Origin of the sequence: Enterobacter sp. K16B, assembly GCF_020216105.1 — a bacterium.
Classification (GTDB): Bacteria; Pseudomonadota; Gammaproteobacteria; order Enterobacterales; family Enterobacteriaceae; genus Enterobacter; species Enterobacter sichuanensis.
On record NZ_JAIWJZ010000108.1, the window covers coordinates 1 to 14,868 of the forward strand.

Consider the following 14,868-nt stretch of genomic DNA (forward strand, 5'->3'; position numbering starts at 1 on the left):
CATTTAACGCAGTACGACAGACCTAATGGAATAAAAGGGGGGACCTGAGAATTCACAACATGCTGATTCCGGGGACCGTATGATAAATCAACCTAGAAAGCTTATTTAACATAATATACATTATGCGCACCAATAAGGAGTTGCTCAAAAATAGAGGTTCTTGTGGCTTGTATGGACCCCATCTATAGCTCTGGCTCTCTATCCGATAAGGTCTTGACCACACCGTATCCTGGCTCAACGTTCATGCAGGTTCCGTGCGTCCGGTGTCTTAGCTGCCGCATAACACTCTCTCGAATGGACAACTCGCTGTACGCATAAATCACGGATTTGCGGTCGAATCGGTTTCAGCAAACGTCAGCGTAAGCACTTCTCCGGATGAACTCTCCGTTCCGTTACCTCACGTTCACTTTTCTTTCTTTATAAATACAAAAGCATTTACCTCAGTTTTTTGCCGTAGATAATTTCCGTCTCGTTCTCTGATACTCACACCAACTTCATCTTTCAACTAAAAGTAAAGATCTATGATATATTATGAAACTAACGCCAGGGCAAATTTATATTGTTAGATTGAAAAGTCAATCAAGGTTAAATTATTGCTATTTCCACGCAATTTCGATAATCGCGCATGGAAAGATTTCCGATGACAAATACAATTACATCGAATGTCGGGAATTCACCGCCCTTCATTACGGTAACGATATATCGATAAGTACCCTCAATATTCTTTTATTACAAAGGAAACAATGATGGACGTTAATGATATTATTAAAGTAATGAACGCTCAGAATGAAAAAGCATCATCTTTAAGCCTCAGCAAAGGCGGGTTTGAAGGATGGTTACAGGCAGAATTGTGGTATCACCTTAATATTATCAAAGGAGAAAGCACTGAGCGTGAAGTCCAATACCCGCACTCTCTGACTTACTGTGATTTAGTCTGTGATGCGACCATGACAAAACCGGCTCAATGGGTGGAGGTCAAGGCCTATGGGATCTTCAGGGACGGTGATGAGCCGCGCTTTCTGGATGGCGTCGCTGCTGATGTCATGAAGATTGATGGCAAACCTGCTGATGCATCAGGGTCTGTTTATCTCGTCGTACCCAAAGCCATTTCAGACAAAGTTGAAGCCTTAATAGTGCGGCGTGGCTGGACGAATTTCAAACGTACGGATTCGGTTTATGCCTATATCTATTACGCTGATGTCTGACATTTTGTCACCTGTTACTATGTACTACTACACTCAGGAAATTTTACCATGGCTAAAGAAATAGATAAATCAGGGCAACTTTCTGAAGAAACCAAAGAGGCTTTGAGTTTCTTATCGGAACTCGCAAATAAACAGCTCACTCTTTATAAACTGACTATCACGGATGAATTAAAAAACGCTGAGCAGAGCAAGACCCTGCCTATTACCGCGATCATTAATCGAGATGGACAAACACGCTCATATTTAAAAAAGGAAGCCGACAACATTAATAAGGTTGTTGATGAAGCCGCGGGCATGTTTATTGGAGATCAGAGTGTCGCCACCGGCATAGGCAATATGCTCAAACTGCTCATTGCGTCATTCCTTGGTAGCTCAGAGGGTGAAGAGGTCTACAAGGAGAAGTATTTGTGTTACACCGATGGTATTTCATTACTCCGCTTCGATTTTCTTGCCTGGAAGCGAAACGTTAAAACCCAATCGTTGTTAACCCATACGGAATCTGTCTCCGCCTACTACTATACGATCTCAGTGGTCGATGCTACAAAAGTTGATTTCCAGACTTTTGCCGCGCTTTATAAGGACGTACTGAAGTCAGGCGGAGAGTCGGCAGAAGAAATCATAAAAAGTCTGGATGACCTGCAAAAGATCTATGATCGCCTTCGCCAAAAAACCAGCGATCAGCTGAAGGCACATATCGAAAACAATTACAGTAGCAAGTCGCTTTTACATCTAATGTAGCACTGTAAAACCTCTGGCCTGGACGGCAGAGGTTTTCCGGTTGCCATCGGCTCAGGGGATCTCAGCGCTGCGTGCTGTTGATATAAGCCTGTAAATCCTCAGCCAGAAAATCAAATACCGTTTTGCAGGCCTGACTGTGGCGTAAGTCTTCATGCATCACCAGCCAGGTGTCGAGATGCAATGCAAAAAAATCAGGCATTATCCTCAGTAATGGCGTTGGAAAATCGGCCAGTTGTACCTGGCACATACCGATACCGGCCCCTGCCCGTATAAGGTTTAATTGGGCAACGTCACTGTCGGTTCGCACGGTAAACAGATCGCGGTTTAGCTGAGGAAATTGCTTAAGGAACTGTAAAATAAAGGGTGTAATGGTATCGAAACCCACCAGTGTATGGGTGAGTAACTCCTCAATACTTTCCGGTGCACCATGCCGTGATAGATAGGCCGGTGCGGCATGCAGACCTATTTCAATCTTTCCAGTCCGACGCGCAATCAGTTGCTCCTGCACCGGCGTGGTCATGCGTACTGCAATATCCGCTTCCCGATTCAGTAAATCCTGAACGCGATTAGACAGAACCAGCTCAACGGTTATGTGTGGGTATGCATCCTTTATTCGGGCGATCGCTGAAGGCAGAACCTCCGTGCCGATGATGTCACTGGCAGCAACGCGCACCACGCCGCGTAACCCGGTTGCCCCGGCACTGAAACTGGCCGCCGAGCGCTCAATCATCATGGCGGTGTTTTCCATTGCTTGCGCATGACCCTGGAGTTCGACGGCTGCATTTGTGGCCTGCAGCCCGGTCTGCGAACGGGTAAATAAAACAAGACCAAGGGCTGATTCCAGCGATGCAATATGGCGTCCGGCCGTTGGCTGGGTAATGGCAAGCCTGCGGGCCGCCCCTGACAAGGACCCTTCTTTCATCACGGCCAAAAAGGTGCGATACCATTCCCATGGGATAGTTAGCTTCATACAAAAATGCATACCTGCCTGGTTATATTATGCAATTACATTTAGCCCGTGTACTCACTAAGATGTCAATCAGGTATCCAGCCAGAGTAAAAAAAATGAAAAACACTAATAAGGTACTGATCCTGGGCGCAACGGGAGGTATTGGTGGCGAAATTGCCCGTAAACTGGTCCGCGATGAATGGGAGGTTCGCGCATTGTGCCGCAGAACTCCGCAAAAGGACGAGCACAACTCACGTATCCACTGGATTAGCGGCGATGCGCTAAATGCAGAGCAGGTAGAGGCTGCGGCGTCAGAGTGTGGCGTGATTGTCCATGCCGTTAACCCGCCGGGTTATCGGAACTGGGATCGGCTGGTCTTACCCATGCTTCATCACACCATCAACGCCGCGGAGCGAAACGGAGCGTTAATCGTTCTGCCGGGCACGATTTATAACTACGGTCCCGATGCTTTTCCCCTCTTACACGAGGATTCTCCTCAGCATCCTGTTACCCGAAAAGGCGCAATACGAGTGCAAATGGAGCAGGCTCTTTCAGACTATGCGCAGCGTGGCGGAAAGGTACTGATTTTGCGTGCAGGGGATTTTTTTGGTCCCCGTGCCGGTAACAACTGGTTTTCACAGGGATTAGTTAAACCGGGTCACACGCCGCTGATCGTTAAATATCCCGGGAAAGCCGGAACAGGTCATCAGTGGGCATATCTGCCGGATGTCGCCGAAACGTTCGCAGCACTGCTGGCGCGTCGGGATGAGCTTGAACCGTTTTCCCGTTTCCACATGCGCGGGCATTGGGATCCTGATGGAACAACAATGGCCGCAGCCATAACATTAGCCGCAGAGCGTGCCGGGATTAAGGCGAAAGTGAAAACGTTTCCCTGGTGGCTGGTCTCTGCGATGAGTCCCTTTAACACCACACTGCGTGAAATGCAGGAGATGCGCTACCTTTGGGAGCAGACGGTTGAGATGGACAATTCAAAATTGATTGCTTTTTTAGGCCATGAGCCGCAGACCCCCCTTAGCGATGCCGTGCATTCCACATTAGCGGGTCTGGGGTGTATTTAACATAACTTCAACTTCCTCGTTTAGAGAGGATTGAAAGATGTCTGATATACTTAAGCTTTTGATAAATACAGCCCTGAACAAATGGAAATTGAACTGGATAAGAGTTTTAAAGAGCGAATCTTTCATGCCGTCATTTTTGAAGTGACGGCCAACGTTATCATCGCCCTGTCGCTTGCCTGGCTGATGAACGTGTCGGTTCTCCAGTCCGGCTCGCTGTCCGTGATATCTGCACTTACCGCAACGGCCTGGAATTTTGTGTTTAATAAGCTCTTTGACTCGCTGCAGAAAAAACGCCAGTTTCAACGAACCTTCCTCGTTCGTGCAATCCATGCGGTTGGTTTTGAAACTGGACTGATCGTCACCTTAATCCCTGTCGCTATGGTGATGCTGAATTTAACAATGACTGAGGCATTTTTTGTTGAAATCGGTCTTGTGCTGTTTTTCCTGCCATACACGATGCTGTTTAACTGGCTTTATGACTACCTGCGCTGGATATGGGTCGGACGGAAACGCTCTGCCGTGTAGCGAGATATCCGTCACAATGACACGCTCCTGAAAGCATGCGACTCCACTCGCCTTCTATACTCTTAATTTCTCTACATCTTTTCAGGAGTCGACAATGTTTGATCATGTTAAATTCGGCGTGAGTGATTATGAAAAAAGTAAAACGTTCTTCCTGGAGGCGCTAAAGCCGCTTGGGGTGGAGCTCATTGATGAAGGCACGCCAGACTACGGTGTCGAAATGAGTTCAGGTGACGTTTCGCTCTGCCTTTACCAGACCCCGGAAAAACCGGCGCCGCTTCATCTGGCGTTTGTTGCTAATACCCGTCAGCAAGTCGATGCGTTTTATCATGCTGCCCTGCGCGCCGGCGGACGGGATAACGGTGGGCCGGGATTACGCCCGTACAGCGAACACTACTATGCCGCTTTCGTCATCGCGCCTGATGGTCATAACATCGAGGCGGTGTGCCATGCGCCGCAGAGCGTGTAGCTCAACGCTTCTTCACTCACGCCCTGAGGCTAGCACCACGGATACTCCTTTATCCGATACCGCGCGGATCCAGTTCTTATCGGTATTGTCTTCAACGACGATAGTGTTTACCGAAGACACGTCCCCGATGACGAACGATGAAGCAGCGTTTATCTTTTCCGGAGACGCCAGGACTACCGTCTCGGCGGCTCTGGCGGAAAATGCTCGTTTGATGCATGCCTCTTCAAAATCACCGGTTGTCAGTCCCGCGTCAGGATGGATACCGGTCACACCCATGAAAAACAAATCCGCGTGAATATTTCCGATACCTTCGATGGCCGCTGCGCCAACCGCGACAATAGAGTGTTTATATAAACGGCCACCGATCAGAATGACCTCGATGGACGGATGATCGACGAGCCCCAGGGCAATACTCGGGCTGTGCGTGACCACCGTGATACGCAGGTCAGGCGGTAAAAAGGTAATCAGCGCCGACGTTGTGGTGCCACCGTCGACGATCACCACCTGGCCTGATGAAATCAGCTGCGCACCTTTGCGGGCCACACGTTGTTTTGCATCCATTTTCACAGACTGGCGTTCAGCAAACGGAGCAACAGCGGAGGATGACGGCAGAGCGCCGCCGTGCACGCGCTGTAAACGCCCTTCTGCCGCCAGCTCGCGTAAATCGCGTCGGATGGTGTCTTCTGAAACATCGAAGAGCATGCTGAGCGCTTTAGACTGGACCTGACCTTCTGCACTGAGCTTTTCAAGGATCAATTGTTTTCGCTGACTGGTGAGCATCATGACTTCCCGAGTTTGCATGTTTTATCTTGAAACTGCACGATAATGCTGTTTATGATGATTACTCTACGTAAGGAGGAACAAACGTGCAATCAAAACGTGCAGATGTGCGCATCATCGACAGTGAAACGCTGTCAGATAACTGGTACGTCCTTAAAAAATACACCTTCGACCTGCAGCGACGTGATGGTGAATGGCAGCGGCAGCACCGTGAAGTCTACGACCGTGGCAACGGGGCGACAATTCTGCTCTATAACCGCGATAAAAAGACGGTGATCCTGACCCGCCAGTTCCGCTTTCCTGTCTTTATTAATGGCCATGAGGATAATTTGATTGAAGCTGCGGCGGGGTTATTGGACAACATGGATCCCGAAAGCCGCATAAAAGCCGAAGCGGAAGAAGAGACCGGCTTTCGCGTGTCTCGCGTGCAGAAAATCTTTGAAGCCTATATGAGCCCGGGCTCCGTCACGGAAAAACTCTATTTTTATGTTGCCGAGTACCAGCCGAAAGACCGAACCGGCACAGGCGGCGGGATCAAGGCAGAGGGAGAAGATATCGACGTGCTGGAAATGCCCCTGGAAGAGGCACTACGCGGCATTGAAACCGGCAAGATAGTCGACGGGAAAACCATCATGCTGCTTTATCATGTTACGCTGAAAGGCATTCTGTAACCGCCTGCTCTCCCGACGCCTGCCACGGTGCAGGCGTCTGCCTGTGCTATTCTTGCAGAAGCATGCAAAACGGAGAACCGAAGATGGCCGACTGGAACCCTGCTCTTTACCTGCAGTACGGCGCAGAAAGAACGCGTCCTGCCGCGGAACTGCTCGCCAGAATTCCTCTTGATGAGGCCGCCACCATTGCTGATCTGGGCTGCGGGCCCGGAAACAGCACAGCGTTGCTGAGGCATCGCTGGCCTTCCGCACACATCACCGGCGTTGATAACTCCCCTGCCATGCTCGAGGAAGCACGCGCCGCGCTACCTGACTGCCACTTCGTTGAGGCCGATATTCGCCAGTACAAACCGACTCAGCCCCTGAGCCTGATCTATGCCAACGCGTCGCTGCAATGGGTTCCTGACCATTACACGCTGCTGCCTCACCTTGTCTCCCTGCTCAGGTTAAACGGCGTACTGGCGATCCAGATGCCAGACAACTGGCTGGAACCCACGCATGTGGCAATGCGTGAAGTGGCGCTCGAGCAAGACTACCCTGACCGCGGCCGCGAAGCTCTGCCGGGCGTACATGCCTATTACGACATCCTGTCGGAGGCCGGTTGCGACGTAGATATCTGGCGGACCACCTATTTCCATAAAATGAATTCGCACCAGGCGATTATCGACTGGGTCAGCGCCACCGGTTTACGTCCATGGCTTCAGGAGTTGAATGAGAGCGAGCAGAAACAGTTTCTGAAACGCTACCATGAACTGCTGGAAGAGCAGTATCCGCTCCAGGAAAACGGGCAGATACTGCTGGCTTTTCCCCGGTTGTTTATCGTCGCTCAACGTCAGCCCTGAGCCGATTATGAACGGGCTTCTTTGAGTAACTGCTGAATAACCTTTTCCTGTTGCTCATAATCACCTTCGCCAAAGGCGGTATAGCGCAGCTGCCCTTTGGCATCAAAATAGTAATGTGCGGGCCAGTACTGATTGCCGAAAGCATTCCAGATTTGATAGTTGTTGTCCGTCACCACCCGATACGGTAGTTGCCATTTATTGACCGCATTTTTTACCGACGAAAGCGGTTTTTCCCACGGATATTCCGGAGTATGGACCCCAATCACGACCAACCCCTGAGATTGGTATTTGGTGGCCCAGTCCCGCACATGGGGGAGCGTATGCTGGCAGTTGATACAGTCCCACGTCCAGAAATCGATCAGGACAACCTTCCCCCGCAATGATTCAGACGTGACAGGGTCACCGTTTATCCACCCTGTTCCACCGCTTAGCGAAGGCAACTGGCTGCTGGGTTCGGTCATGACTACCGGCTGGAGCTTCACCGGCGTGGTCGCAGGCTTCGCCAGATTTAGGAGCGCGGTCTCAAGACGGTCTGCTACGCCGTTTGCCCCTTTCAGCAGCGAAGTCATCCCTGTCGCATTCAGGACGACTGCCGCTAACATCACCACACCCGCTCCCTGGCGCAGCTTCGCCATCAGTGCCGACTTTGCGCTTAACGGTGCCATCATCGTGCGGCCGCCGAACACGAGCAAACCCAGCATCAGCGCGCATCCACTGCCATAGGCGGCCAACAGTGCGCCGGTGGTGATGGCCGAATGCCCCGCGATATTAATGCTGAAAATAGCGCCCAGAATGGGCCCCGCGCAGGGAGACCAGAGCAGCCCGACCGCCAGCCCGGCCAGAAACGCTGATGCCATACCGCGCGTTTGTCCGCTTCGGGTGTTGAGGACGTTTCCGGCGCTCACGGCAGGGCCCGCCATGCGCTGGGCAAAGGACGGGAAAATTAAGGCCAGCGCGGCGGCGGCCAGAATGACGAGCGCGATCCAGCGCCCGATAAGGGTGGCTTGCGTTATCCACTCGTTGGCGACGGTGACGACCATCGCGACCAGGGTGAACATCACGATCATCCCGGCGAGCAGCGCCAGAATATGGCGCCGCTGCCCCTGAAAACCGGCGAACAGGAGTGGAATAACCGGGAGCGTACATGGACTGAGCAGGCTGATCATCCCACCCAGAAAAGCGATTACCAGAAACATAGTGACCTCACAAAACAAGTCCTGCGACGCTGCAGTGAGGCTATTTCATCGTACGGATGTGTTCCGGATGTGTGCAAACGCACGGGTTTTGTCTGGCTTTGTATCCTGGGAGCGGGAGATACAAAGCCGTACAATTAACGGCGCGGAAGCGTAATGGAGACCTGCAGCCCGCCCCCGGCACGGTTCGCCAGGTTCAGCTTTCCGTCAAGCTGAGCGGTGAGCTGCGCGGCGATCGCCAGGCCAAGCCCCGTTCCGCCGGTATCGCGGTTGCGTGATGTTTCAACCCGATAAAATGGCTGTAAAACCGCCTCAAGCTCGGCGTCGGGGATCCCCGGTCCGTCGTCCGCAATGTGAATAACTACCTCGCTCTCAGACGAATCATCTATCGCAATCGTGGCTCGCTCGCCGAATTTGAGAGCGTTATCCACCAGGTTGGTCATTACCCGTCGTAGCGCCTGCGGGCGCGTAACAATCGGCAGGCGGGTCTCGTTTGCCTGAAACTGCACGTTTTTACCGATATCCTGATAATCGCAGGCGATGCTGTTGACCCAGGCGTTGAGCTCCAGCTTCAGAGAGGTCTCTTCCAGGGATTCTGATGACCGGGCATAGGCAATGCCCTCCCGCACCAGACGCGTCATGCTATCAAGATCGTTCAGGAGCTTGTCGCGAAGTTCAGGCTCCCCGGCCATTTCGACGCGCAATTTCATGCGGGTTATGGGTGTCTGGAGATCGTGCGAAATGGACGCCAGAATCTGTGCGCGCTCCCGCAGGTAGGACTGAATACGCGCCTGCATCGCATTGAAGGCGTGCGCTGCCCGCTGTACCTCCAGTGGCCCTTTCTCCATCATTGGCGTGCTGGACGCGGGATCCAGAGAATCCACCGCACGGGTAAAGTGCGAAAAAGGCCGCACCACCTGCCGCACGGCTATCCAGGAGCAGGCCGCCAGAAGCAGCAATTGCAGGATGAGCACCACCGGCAGCCAGCTGGCGACGGGCGGCATGCGTGGGATCAGGTCGATGGTCAGCGGCGCACCATCGTGTAACGTAAGATGAGCCTGAATATGGGAAACGGCCCCAGGAACCGCGGTAAAGCTGAGCGGGTACTGTGCCGCGAGCGTCGCGGTCAGGGTGCGGATGGCATCCTTTGAACGCTTATCCGTCGGCGCGGCGCCGGGCTCCCCGCGGCCCAGGATATACCGATAGTTACCCCGTTCGAGCCGCCCAAGCCAGGCGGCGCGTTCACTGGCCGGCAACCGGTCTAAAATGGCGACGCTCGTTGCGACATCGTTTTCCAGATTGCCGAGCATCACCGTGCGGGCGCTGTGCATGCGTTCAATCATGACCAGCGTCAGGCTCAGGGCGTTCGCCAGCAGCAGACCGGTCAGCACAACGATCAGTAAACGGGCCAGTAGCGAGCGTGGCCAGAGCCTCATTCATTAGCCTCTTTAATGATCACCGGCATGGTAAAGACATAACCTTCGCTGCGCACGGTTTTGATATAGGCGGGTGTGCGGGCATCTTCATTCAGACGCTGACGAACACGACTCACCAGCAGGTCGATTGAACGTTCAAACAGCTCGGCGTCGCGCCCCTGCGTCAGGTTAAGCAACTGATCCCGGGTCAGCACGCGCTGAGGATGGTCCAGGAACACGCGCAGCAGGCGATACTCCGCCCCGCTGAGCGCCACAATCACCCCTTCAGGATCGATTAAGTGGCGGGCGACGGTATCAAGCTGCCATTCACCGAACATCACCAGCCGCCCGGCTTCCGTTACCTGTAAATTGGGCGGCATTGTGCGAAAACGACGTAAAATGGCTTTGATGCGCGCCAGGAGTTCCCGGGCGACAAACGGCTTCACCACGTAGTCATCCGCGCCCATTTCCAGTCCCAGGATCCTGTCCGTCTCTTCGTTGCGCGCCGTCAGCATCAGAATGGGCAGATCTTTATGTTTGCCGCTGCGCAACTGTCGGCATAGCGTAAGTCCGTCATCGCCGGGCATCATGACATCCAGCACTACCAGGTCGATATGCTGTTTATCCAGCACGGTACGCATCTCTTTGCCGTTGGCCGCGCCCGTCGCGCGGTAGCCAGATTTCCCGAGATAATCGACAATCAGTTCACGAATATCCCTGTCGTCATCGACGACAAGGATATGATCAATATGCTCCACCGAACTCTCCTGACTGAGGGGTAACGTATTGAAAATAGCACATATCACAGCTTATCCGCGTCGATAACCGCCTTGACGAAATCCTGCGGATCTTCCTGAGGCGGGTTGTGCCCCACGGTTGCCCCGAAGGTGCGGTGCTCATATTTACCGGTAAATTTAGCTGCATAGGCCTGTGGTGCCGGGTGCGGCGCGCCGTTGTTTCCGCCTTCAATGGTGATGGTCGGGACGGTAATGTTCGGTAAGGCGGCCAGTTTTCGCTCGTAGCTGTCGTATTTCCTTTCCCCTTTTTCCAGCCCTAACCGCCAGCGATAGTTGCTGAGCGTCACCGCGACGTGATCCGGGTTATCAAGGGATTTGGCGCTGGCGTTAAAGACTGCATCGCTAAATTTCCAGTCGGGCGATGCCTGCGACCAGATTAAGCGCGCGAAGTCATGCGTGTTTTTGGCATAGCCTTGTGCGCCGCGCGCGGTGGCGAAATAGAACTGATACCACCACTGCTGCTCTGCTTTTGGCGGCAGCGGCTGTTTACCAATCTGCTGGCTGCTGATGAGATATCCGCTCACCGAGACCAGAGATTTCACGCGCTCTGGCCACAAAGCCGCGACGATATCTGCCGTACGGGCACCCCAGTCGTATCCGGCAAATACCGCTTGTCTGATATTCAGGGCGTCCATCAGGTTGACGATGTCTTTCGCCATGGCCGAAGGCTGACCGTTGCGCGGCGTTTTTGCTGACAGGAAGCGCGTGGTGCCGTAGCCGCGCAGCGAAGGCACAATGACGCGGTAGCCTTTTGCCGCCAGCGCGGGTGCGACTTCGGCGTAGCTGTGAATATCATAGGGCCAGCCGTGTAACAAAATGACCGGTTGACCCTCTTTCGGGCCGATATCGACATAACCGACGTTTAGATCGCCGGCGTTAATTTGCTGCGGATGATCAAAGGCGGCCGCAAAATTTGTGCCGGTAACTTCGGCCTGACAGGACATCACGGTGCCAAGAGAAACGGTCAATGCGAGGGTTGAGTAAGCAAGTTTGCTGAACATGTTGGTATCTCCGGTTGAGTACAATTCACGGGGATATCACAACATCTCAATGTATAGCGGATATGTGCGAATGCGGGTTTATTGCAAGCCTGTGTAAGTATCAGCAACGCGGATACAGTGTGATACAAACCCAGGCGTTTTAGCGTTATAGCGAGAGGCGGTAGCGAACGTAGTCGTCAGCCTCAGCGTATTTGTCATAGAGTTTTCGCGCCGGGTTGTTCTCCCGGGTAACCCAATACAGTTTTGACCACCCTTCACGCTTGCCTTCCTCAATCAGGGCATCAATGAGTGCTTTACCCGCTCCTGCCCCACGTTCGGAGGCATCCACAAACAGGTCTTCAAGGTAACAGACTGGGGCCGTTGACCAGGTGCCTTCATGCAGAATGCACATCGCAAAACCGATGACCTTTTTGTCCTTCTCTACCACGCGGCAGAACATGGGTGAGCTTTCTGATAGCGCCCTTTCCCATGTTGATGCCGTGACCGACTCATCAAGGTAGCAGTCATAAAAATGGGTATAGCCGTCCCACAGCGGTCGCCACTGGACGTAATCGTCTGCGCGTAAAGGTCTTACCGTAACAGCCATGCGTTCCTCACATTACACATTGATTGCCATTTCAAAACAGCGTAGATCAGCGCCCGCCATGCGCGAGTGATGATATTTTTCGTTCAGCGTGACAAAGCCCAGTTTCTGGTAAAACGTCCACGCGTTAGGCGTTGCATCGAGCGTCAGGCGGGTTATCCCCCGGCTGCGAGCTTCTTGTTTGAGCGCCTCGATAATTCGGGTCGCCATGCCTTTACCGGTTGCCGCGGGCAAGGTGAATATCGCCTCCAGACAGTGGGTATCCAGATCCAGATAACCGGTCGCCGCGACGTGGCCCTTTTCATCTTCCACCACGTAAAATGGATATTCAATGACCATCTGCCGGTAGCGTTCGGGCATCAGATCGGGCGTCCAGCGCGCAATGACATCCGCATCGTAGCTGGTTTTACAGCCGTGACGAATCGCCTGATTGCGAATATTCCAGAGTGTTTCGGCTTCCTGCGGATTCGCTTTTCGTAACGTCATATCACCTCTTTAATGGTTTTTTAACCGGATTTCACGTGCAACGCTGGCAAGACGCTGAGCGCGACAATAGAGGGTAAACAGCACAAAGCCGCTGCTATTCATCACCCTCCGACAAAGTATTAGCGCGAAGGATGCAATGACCAGTGGCCAAAGACTTCCGTCATGAGAGAACAGGAGAAGCAGCGCCTGAACGAAGGTCATAACCAGCAGAAGGATGAACACTGCCATCAACCCCAACAATCCTGACGTCACCCCTCGGGCCAAAAGCACGCTGATAACAATAAGCGCGCCTGTCATGATTAATGATGGTACGAAAAAACTCAGCGCATGCTGTAAAGGGGACAAACCGTGCAACGTGCTGAGAAAAGGCAGAAGGTTTAACGCAAACGCCACCAAAAACAGAGGTAACAATGCCGCGACCGGATAAGGATTTTGCCGCGGAAGTTCGCTGAGGGGACGCGACAAAAACCGTTCCTCTTTAACCTGCTGGAGGAGATCCTGAAAAACCTGTCCGACTAAAAGCTCCAAAAAACGCATCTATATTTCGCCCATTTTTGGTAGTGAATAACCACAGCACGCCTCGACAGAATGTGATAGAGATGAAAATACCAGAACGCAAACAAAAGCATAACGCTTAAATATGGAGATAGGCGGATGACGATACCGACGCTCACGACAGAACGCTTGCTGCTAAAACCGCTGGTTGTCGAAGATGCGGTCCAGATACAAAAGCTCTATCCACGCTGGGAGATCGTCCGCTATATGGTCTCTTCCGTGCCCTGGCCCTACCCGGATGACGGCGCGGAAAATTATGTTAACAACGTGGCGCTGCCGGATATGGCAAAAGGGATTGCGTGGTTCTGGAGCATAAGACGTCGCGAGGTGCCGGATGCGCTGATGGGCATTATCTGTCTGTACGATATTGAGGATAACAACCGCGGATTCTGGCTGGCGCCAGAATTTCAGGGACAGGGATATATGCGCGAGGCCAGCATTGCGGCGACGGATTACTGGTTCAACACGCTGAACAAACCGGTCTTACGCGCGCCGAAGGCCGCAGCCAACAGCCGCTCCCGTCGTATTTCAGACAGTAGCGGCATGCGGCTTATCAAAACGGAACAGAAAGCGTACGTCAGCGGCGTGCTGGATTCTGAACTGTGGGAGATCACCCGCGACGAGTGGAACGCCCGTCAGGTCAATTGATAGTGCTTATCCGGCATCAGCCTTTCCGGAATGTTCTCTTCATCGTTCATCTGCAGCAGATCGCGCTCCATCATGTTGCAGATGGCGTCCAGCGGCAGGTCGTTATCTTCGGTTCCAAACGGATCTTCCAGCTCTTCCGCCAGGGTATCCAGCGAGATAAAGGTGTAGGAAATCAGGGCCGAGACGAAGGGCGTCATGTAGTGCAGGTCCACAACCAGCGCGAACGGCAGCATGATGCAGAACAGATACACCGTGCGGTGCAGAATCAGCGTATAGGCAAACGGCACCGGCGTTGTCGCAATCCGCTCGCAGCCGGAAAGGACGATGGACATGTCGTTGAGTCGGTTATTCAGGCTGTGAAACAGAATGTCTGAGAGTTGCCCGTTACGTCGCCGCACGGCCAGCCACTCCCCCATGATCAGCAAAATACGGTTCGCCGGTGAGTTGGCGTCCATGACGTTACGTAAATCATCCGCAGCGAGATAGCGTGAGAGTTGCTCAGCGTTCAGTTCCCGGCGCAGGGTCATGCGCAGACAGTTGGCAAAAGCAATCTGCAGTCGAACGAATTCGCCCAGGTGCTTATCGTCAGGCAAGGTGTTTTTTACCTCGCGAAACAGCGAGCGTGCCGCTATCATCAGCTGACCCCAGAGCAGCCGGGCTTCAACGTAGCGGGAATAACAGGCGTTGTTTCTGAAACCCAGAAAGATAGCGATCGCCACGCCGAGAATGCTGAATGGCGCCACGGTAAATTTAATACCCAGCGAGGTATACCACGGCAGCATCAGGATAACGGCAATAGAGAGCAGGAAGTTGAGCAGCAATCGGGTATAGATCTTGGGAAGTACCGAACCGTGCCAGACAAAAATCAGTTGTAGCCAGTGCTGTTTAGGACGAACGATCATAGTGAGTTTCAGGAAAGAAAAGAGCGAGGCTAT

Annotated in this window: 18 protein-coding genes; 8 read left to right on the plus strand and 10 right to left on the minus strand. The window is 52.9% G+C overall.

The features are described 5' to 3' along the window. The first annotated feature begins 743 nt into the window (after positions 1–743). Entirely contained in the window at positions 744–1,205 is a 462-nt protein-coding gene (locus LDK53_RS18410) for a hypothetical protein (protein ID WP_131632024.1), read from the plus strand. A gap of 48 nt (positions 1,206–1,253) precedes the next feature. Next, complete coding sequence (locus LDK53_RS18415; protein WP_025756448.1) at positions 1,254–1,943, plus strand: hypothetical protein; 690 nt, start codon at positions 1,254–1,256, stop codon at positions 1,941–1,943. Positions 1,944–2,004: 61 nt separating this feature from the next. Here the strand turns inward: LDK53_RS18415 and LDK53_RS18420 are convergent, their stop codons facing one another. Then, complete coding sequence (locus LDK53_RS18420) at positions 2,005–2,913, minus strand: LysR family transcriptional regulator (RefSeq protein ID WP_225287778.1); 909 nt, start codon at positions 2,911–2,913, stop codon at positions 2,005–2,007. A gap of 95 nt (positions 2,914–3,008) precedes the next feature. Between LDK53_RS18420 and LDK53_RS18425 the strand changes: the two genes are divergently transcribed. The 3 genes from LDK53_RS18425 (at position 3,009) to LDK53_RS18435 (ending at position 4,962) form a co-directional block, all read left to right on the plus strand. Next, positions 3,009–3,971, plus strand: coding sequence for an NAD-dependent epimerase/dehydratase family protein (locus LDK53_RS18425; RefSeq protein WP_225287791.1), 963 nt, complete (start codon positions 3,009–3,011; stop codon positions 3,969–3,971). A gap of 81 nt (positions 3,972–4,052) precedes the next feature. Beyond that, positions 4,053–4,496, plus strand: coding sequence for a PACE efflux transporter (locus tag LDK53_RS18430; protein WP_025756445.1), 444 nt, complete (start codon positions 4,053–4,055; stop codon positions 4,494–4,496). A gap of 94 nt (positions 4,497–4,590) precedes the next feature. Then, complete coding sequence (locus LDK53_RS18435) at positions 4,591–4,962, plus strand: VOC family protein (protein ID WP_025756444.1); 372 nt, start codon at positions 4,591–4,593, stop codon at positions 4,960–4,962. 12 nt (positions 4,963–4,974) lie between these two features. Here the strand turns inward: LDK53_RS18435 and LDK53_RS18440 are convergent, their stop codons facing one another. After that, positions 4,975–5,742, minus strand: coding sequence for a DeoR/GlpR family DNA-binding transcription regulator (locus LDK53_RS18440; RefSeq protein ID WP_225287792.1), 768 nt, complete (start codon positions 5,740–5,742; stop codon positions 4,975–4,977). 86 nt (positions 5,743–5,828) lie between these two features. Here LDK53_RS18440 and LDK53_RS18445 point away from each other — a divergent pair, with 86 nt between their 5' ends. Then, positions 5,829–6,413: an NUDIX domain-containing protein gene (locus LDK53_RS18445; protein WP_225287779.1), complete on the plus strand. Its 585-nt coding sequence runs from the start codon at positions 5,829–5,831 to the stop codon at positions 6,411–6,413. An 83-nt stretch (positions 6,414–6,496) separates the two neighbouring features. Then, positions 6,497–7,255 carry a trans-aconitate 2-methyltransferase gene (gene tam, locus LDK53_RS18450; protein ID WP_225287780.1) on the plus strand — a complete coding sequence of 253 codons (759 nt, stop codon included), beginning with the start codon at positions 6,497–6,499 and terminating at the stop codon, positions 7,253–7,255. Positions 7,256–7,260: 5 nt separating this feature from the next. On the opposite strand, the gene LDK53_RS18455 is transcribed toward tam, so the two are convergent. From LDK53_RS18455 to LDK53_RS18485, 7 genes are all read right to left on the minus strand, one after another. Next, entirely contained in the window at positions 7,261–8,451 is a 1,191-nt protein-coding gene (locus tag LDK53_RS18455; protein WP_225287781.1) for a cytochrome c biogenesis protein/redoxin, read from the minus strand. A 134-nt stretch (positions 8,452–8,585) separates the two neighbouring features. Further along, positions 8,586–9,884: an ATP-binding protein gene (locus LDK53_RS18460; protein ID WP_225287782.1), complete on the minus strand. Its 1,299-nt coding sequence runs from the start codon at positions 9,882–9,884 to the stop codon at positions 8,586–8,588. Then, the gene (locus LDK53_RS18465; protein WP_225287783.1) at positions 9,881–10,621 is read right to left on the minus strand and encodes a response regulator; all 741 of its coding nucleotides are present in this window, start codon (positions 10,619–10,621) and stop codon (positions 9,881–9,883) included. The genes LDK53_RS18460 and LDK53_RS18465 overlap by 4 nt, the downstream gene beginning before the upstream one ends. A gap of 44 nt (positions 10,622–10,665) precedes the next feature. After that, positions 10,666–11,661 (minus strand): alpha/beta fold hydrolase, encoded by a 996-nt coding sequence (locus LDK53_RS18470; RefSeq protein WP_047958596.1) that lies wholly within the window; start codon positions 11,659–11,661, stop codon positions 10,666–10,668. Between the two features lie 145 nt (positions 11,662–11,806). After that, the gene (locus LDK53_RS18475; protein WP_095451311.1) at positions 11,807–12,247 is read right to left on the minus strand and encodes a GNAT family N-acetyltransferase; all 441 of its coding nucleotides are present in this window, start codon (positions 12,245–12,247) and stop codon (positions 11,807–11,809) included. A 12-nt stretch (positions 12,248–12,259) separates the two neighbouring features. After that, positions 12,260–12,730, minus strand: a complete 471-nt coding sequence (locus tag LDK53_RS18480; protein WP_095440673.1) for a GNAT family N-acetyltransferase — start codon at positions 12,728–12,730, stop codon at positions 12,260–12,262. A gap of 9 nt (positions 12,731–12,739) precedes the next feature. Further along, complete coding sequence (locus tag LDK53_RS18485) at positions 12,740–13,267, minus strand: hypothetical protein (protein WP_225287784.1); 528 nt, start codon at positions 13,265–13,267, stop codon at positions 12,740–12,742. A 117-nt stretch (positions 13,268–13,384) separates the two neighbouring features. Here LDK53_RS18485 and LDK53_RS18490 point away from each other — a divergent pair, with 117 nt between their 5' ends. After that, complete coding sequence (locus tag LDK53_RS18490; protein ID WP_225287785.1) at positions 13,385–13,933, plus strand: GNAT family N-acetyltransferase; 549 nt, start codon at positions 13,385–13,387, stop codon at positions 13,931–13,933. Here the strand turns inward: LDK53_RS18490 and LDK53_RS18495 are convergent. Continuing rightward, entirely contained in the window at positions 13,921–14,835 is a 915-nt protein-coding gene (locus tag LDK53_RS18495; RefSeq protein WP_025756432.1) for a bestrophin family protein, read from the minus strand. The two genes, LDK53_RS18490 and LDK53_RS18495, sit on opposite strands and share 13 nt — an antisense overlap. Between the last annotated feature and the right edge of the window lie 33 nt (positions 14,836–14,868).

Bases quoted from the DNA above. Each gene is read 5' to 3' on its own strand.
- LDK53_RS18410 (WP_131632024.1), top strand. From the start codon at position 744: ATGATGGACGTTAATGATATTATTAAAGTAATGAACGCTCAGAATGAA.
- LDK53_RS18415 (WP_025756448.1), top strand. From the start codon at position 1,254: ATGGCTAAAGAAATAGATAAATCAGGGCAACTTTCTGAAGAAACCAAA.
- LDK53_RS18420 (WP_225287778.1), bottom strand. From the start codon at position 2,913: ATGAAGCTAACTATCCCATGGGAATGGTATCGCACCTTTTTGGCCGTG.
- LDK53_RS18425 (WP_225287791.1), top strand. From the start codon at position 3,009: ATGAAAAACACTAATAAGGTACTGATCCTGGGCGCAACGGGAGGTATT.
- LDK53_RS18430 (WP_025756445.1), top strand. From the start codon at position 4,053: ATGGAAATTGAACTGGATAAGAGTTTTAAAGAGCGAATCTTTCATGCC.
- LDK53_RS18435 (WP_025756444.1), top strand. From the start codon at position 4,591: ATGTTTGATCATGTTAAATTCGGCGTGAGTGATTATGAAAAAAGTAAA.
- LDK53_RS18440 (WP_225287792.1), bottom strand. From the start codon at position 5,742: ATGCTCACCAGTCAGCGAAAACAATTGATCCTTGAAAAGCTCAGTGCA.
- tam (WP_225287780.1), top strand. From the start codon at position 6,497: ATGGCCGACTGGAACCCTGCTCTTTACCTGCAGTACGGCGCAGAAAGA.
- LDK53_RS18455 (WP_225287781.1), bottom strand. From the start codon at position 8,451: ATGTTTCTGGTAATCGCTTTTCTGGGTGGGATGATCAGCCTGCTCAGT.
- LDK53_RS18460 (WP_225287782.1), bottom strand. From the start codon at position 9,884: ATGAGGCTCTGGCCACGCTCGCTACTGGCCCGTTTACTGATCGTTGTG.
- LDK53_RS18470 (WP_047958596.1), bottom strand. From the start codon at position 11,661: ATGTTCAGCAAACTTGCTTACTCAACCCTCGCATTGACCGTTTCTCTT.
- LDK53_RS18475 (WP_095451311.1), bottom strand. From the start codon at position 12,247: ATGGCTGTTACGGTAAGACCTTTACGCGCAGACGATTACGTCCAGTGG.
- LDK53_RS18480 (WP_095440673.1), bottom strand. From the start codon at position 12,730: ATGACGTTACGAAAAGCGAATCCGCAGGAAGCCGAAACACTCTGGAAT.
- LDK53_RS18485 (WP_225287784.1), bottom strand. From the start codon at position 13,267: ATGCGTTTTTTGGAGCTTTTAGTCGGACAGGTTTTTCAGGATCTCCTC.
- LDK53_RS18490 (WP_225287785.1), top strand. From the start codon at position 13,385: ATGACGATACCGACGCTCACGACAGAACGCTTGCTGCTAAAACCGCTG.
- LDK53_RS18495 (WP_025756432.1), bottom strand. From the start codon at position 14,835: ATGATCGTTCGTCCTAAACAGCACTGGCTACAACTGATTTTTGTCTGG.